At 72.3% G+C, this 3,280-nt stretch carries 3 protein-coding genes; 2 read left to right on the forward strand and 1 reads right to left on the reverse strand.

Annotated elements, in window-relative coordinates; translation table 11 throughout:
* Nucleotides 1-1,923 (reverse strand): DEAD/DEAH box helicase (locus FJ108_18230; protein ID MBM4337830.1); only part of this gene is annotated, 1,923 nt, incomplete at its 3' end.
* On the opposite strand from FJ108_18230, the gene FJ108_18235 reads away from it, so the two are divergent.
* The gene (locus tag FJ108_18235; GenBank protein MBM4337831.1) at nucleotides 1,850-2,572 is read left to right on the forward strand and encodes a M67 family metallopeptidase; all 723 of its coding nucleotides are present in this window, start codon (nucleotides 1,850-1,852) and stop codon (nucleotides 2,570-2,572) included. The two genes, FJ108_18230 and FJ108_18235, sit on opposite strands and share 74 nt — an antisense overlap.
* Nucleotides 2,573-2,765: 193 nt before the next feature.
* The coding region (locus FJ108_18240; GenBank protein MBM4337832.1) for a hypothetical protein at nucleotides 2,766-3,280 on the forward strand (515 nt) is incomplete at its 3' end.

Here is a 3,280-nt window from a genome sequence, read left to right on the forward strand (position 1 = left end):
TTTTGCCTTCACCACGCGCTCGATCTGCGGCGCGAGCTCGAGCCAGACGCCCTCGGTCTCGAATCGCGTCGGCGGAAGCTCGAGCGGGTGGCGGCCGAGCAGGTCCTGGCCGAACACGCGCCGCTTCTCGTAGGCGGTCGTCTTCGAGGTCACGCGCAGGCGGCCGAGCTTGATCAGCATGTTTCCGCTGGGGCGCGTGCGGTGCACATCGAGGATCTCGGTCTCTTTCTCGACCACGGGGCGGGTGTACCAGTCGACCTCGACCGGGCCTTCGACCCGGACCTCGCGGCGCTCGAAGTCGAGCTCGCGCACCAGGAACGACTCCGCGCGGTGCAGGTAGATCGCGCCGGGGTGACACTCCCCGGTGACGCGCGCGCCGCCGATCGTGCCGACCACGCGCTTTCCCGTCTCGCCCGCGCGCTTGATCGCGAAGGACTCGCCCGCGGAGCGCAGCTGCACCTCGGCCGCCGGCTTCCTGCGCGCCGCGAACGACTCCGAGCCGCCGGCGCTCTCGAGCAGCCCGCCGCGCTCGTGCGCCAGCGCCAGCGCCGCCCGCGCGCCGGGCGCGTCGAGCCAGGGCTCGGAGTGCGCGAGTGGAAGCTCCGCGGCGGCGCAGGGCAGGTGGGCGGCGGCGATCTCGAGATTCGCGGCGTCCACGGTCGCGTCCTCGCAGGGCCGCGAGACCACCTGCTCGGGGTGGTTCAGGAAGAAGCGGTCGAGCGCGTCTTCCTGCGGGACCACGAAGATCACTCCGTCGCGCCCGCGACCGACCCGGCCGGCGCGCTGGCGCGTGGCGAGGATCGAGCCCGGGTATCCGACGAGGATGCAGGCGTCGAGTCCGCCGACGTCGATGCCCATCTCGAGCGCCGAGGTCGAGACCACGCCGAGCAGATCGCCCTCGAAGAGGCGCCGCTCGATCTCGCGCCGTTCCTCGGGCAGGAAGCCGCTCCGGTACGACGAGACGCGGTGGGAGAGCTGCGGCTCGGCCTCGACGATCCAGCGGTGCATGAGCTCAGTGGTCCGGCGCGACTGCGTGAAGGCGATCGTGCGCAGGCCCGCGCGGATGCAGTGGCGGAAGAGCCGGGCCGCCGTGGTGTGGGCGGAGGCGTCGGGCTCGACGAAAACCAGCCAGCGGCCGGGCTGGGGCGAGCCGTCGTCGCTGACGAGCTCGAGCTCGCGGCCGAAGAGCTCGCGCGCGAACGCGGCCGGATTTCCGATCGTCGCCGAGCACGCGACGATGCGCGGATCGGCGCCGTGATGGCGCGCGATCCGCAGCAGGCGGCGCATGATCTGCGCGAAGTGCGCGCCGAGCACGCCGCGATAGGCGTGGACCTCGTCGACGACGACGAGCTCCAAGCACCGCATGAACTCCTTCCAGGCGTCGTGCCCGGGGAGGATTCCGAAGTGAAGCATGTCGGGCGTGGTGAACAGGGCGTTCGGCGGCTGCTCGCGGATTCGCTTGCGCTGGTACGGCGAGGTGTCGCCGTCGTAGATCTCCGCGGTCGGGCCCGCGAGCACGGGAAGCGCGGCGAGATCGGCGCGCAGGCTCTGCAGCTGGTCCTGCTCCAGCGCCTTCAGCGGGAAGAGCAGGAGCGCGCGGGCGTCGCGGCGCAATAGCGCCCGCTCGGCGATCGCGAGGTCGTAGATCAGGCTCTTGCCGCTCGCGGTGGCGGTGGAGACGAGCACATCCCGGCCGGCGCGCACGTGCGCGAGCGCCTCGGCCTGATGCGAGAAGAGCGCCGAGATCCCGCGTCGGGCGAGGATCGCCTCGAGCGCGGGGCCGAGCTCGAGTTCGCTCGAGGTCCCGCGGCGCGCGTCGAGCGCGAGCGTCGCGCGCAGCCGGCCTCCGATGCTCTGCTGCGCGCGGCTCGCCAGCGATTCCACGAACCGCCGCAGCGGTGGCGTGATCTCGGACTCGTGCATCGGGACGGAGGGCCTCCGGAGGAGTCGGGGCGGGGGCAAGTCCACTCTAGTCCATCCAAAGCAGCTTGCGCCCGTGATACGGTCCACCGCGGGAAGACCGCGGGGGTCGGACCGTGACGGAGGCGCGGGCGTGTCCGACTCGGATCAGCCGTGGGAGGAGCGCGCGGCTGCCCGAGTCGAGGAGACGCTCTCGGCGGCCGAGCTGCCGCGCGAGCTCCTGCTCGAGGTTTTCCAGCACGCGCGCGAGTGCTATCCGGAGGAGTGCTGCGGTCTGCTCACCGGCACCGATCGCGGTGATCCGGTCCGCGTGATCCGCTGCAGCAACGTGCAGAGCGCGCGCGTGGCCCGCGGCGAGTCGGTCCTCGATGCGCGCCGGGCGTTCTGGATCGACGAGCAGGAGTTGCTGAATGCGCTGCGAGGGGCCGAGCAGAGAGGGGAGCGGCTGGTCGTGGTCTACCACTCGCACGTGGACACGGCGGCCTACCTGTCGTTCACCGATCTCGAGGGAGCGCTGGGACCCGATGGGCGGCCGATCTACGAAGGGGCCGCGCAGCTGGTCGTCTCGGTCCAGGAGTCCGGCGTGCAGGCAGCCGCGCTCTTCGAGTGGGACGAGTCCGCGCGGCGCTTCCGCGGCCGGGCGGTTCGCTAGCCCGGCGCTGCTCGCGCTCGCCTGCGCGGCGTTTCTGGCCTGCTCCGAGTCCATCCCGCTCGAGGACCTGCCGACCGCTCCGATCGCCTACATCCGCCAGGGGGCGTCCGAGGGGATCCTCTCGCTCGAGAAGTTCCGCGAGGCCGCTCGGCTCGAGAACCCCGACGACGCCCGCTCCACGAAGCCGCGACTCGTGACGACGCTCTCGCTTCTCGCCCCGGAGACCGGCGAGCACCGACCCGTGCCCGACGCCGGCCTCGGCGCCGTCCCGTGCGACTGGAGCGCCGACGGCTCACGGCTGCTCGTCGGCCGCGTCGACGCGCGAAGCGGCGGGCTCGAGCTCTACACCTGGAACCTGGTCACGGGCGCCTGGACGCGCGTGCAACGCGGGCCGGTCGGAAGCGGGGCGGGAATCGCCGACGGCCCGATCCGGCTCGTGTGGCACGGGCCGATTCGCGAGGGACGCGGCTTCTCCGGCGGCATCTTCATCGAGAGTGCCGCGACCGCCCGCGAGCTTCTGCCCGGCTCGAAGGGCGGAGCGACACCGGACCTGTCGCCCGACGGTCGCACGGTCGTGTATTCGCGCGTGATCGAAGGCTCGAACCTCGGAGCGACGATCTTCCTGCACACGACCGGCGAGAGCGAGCCGCGCGCGCTCACGCGCGGCGCGAGCCCGCGCTTCTCTCGCGACGGCAAGTGGATCGCCCC

It is taken from the genome of Deltaproteobacteria bacterium (genome assembly GCA_016875225.1).
Lineage (GTDB): Bacteria > Myxococcota_A > UBA9160 > SZUA-336 > SZUA-336 > VGRW01.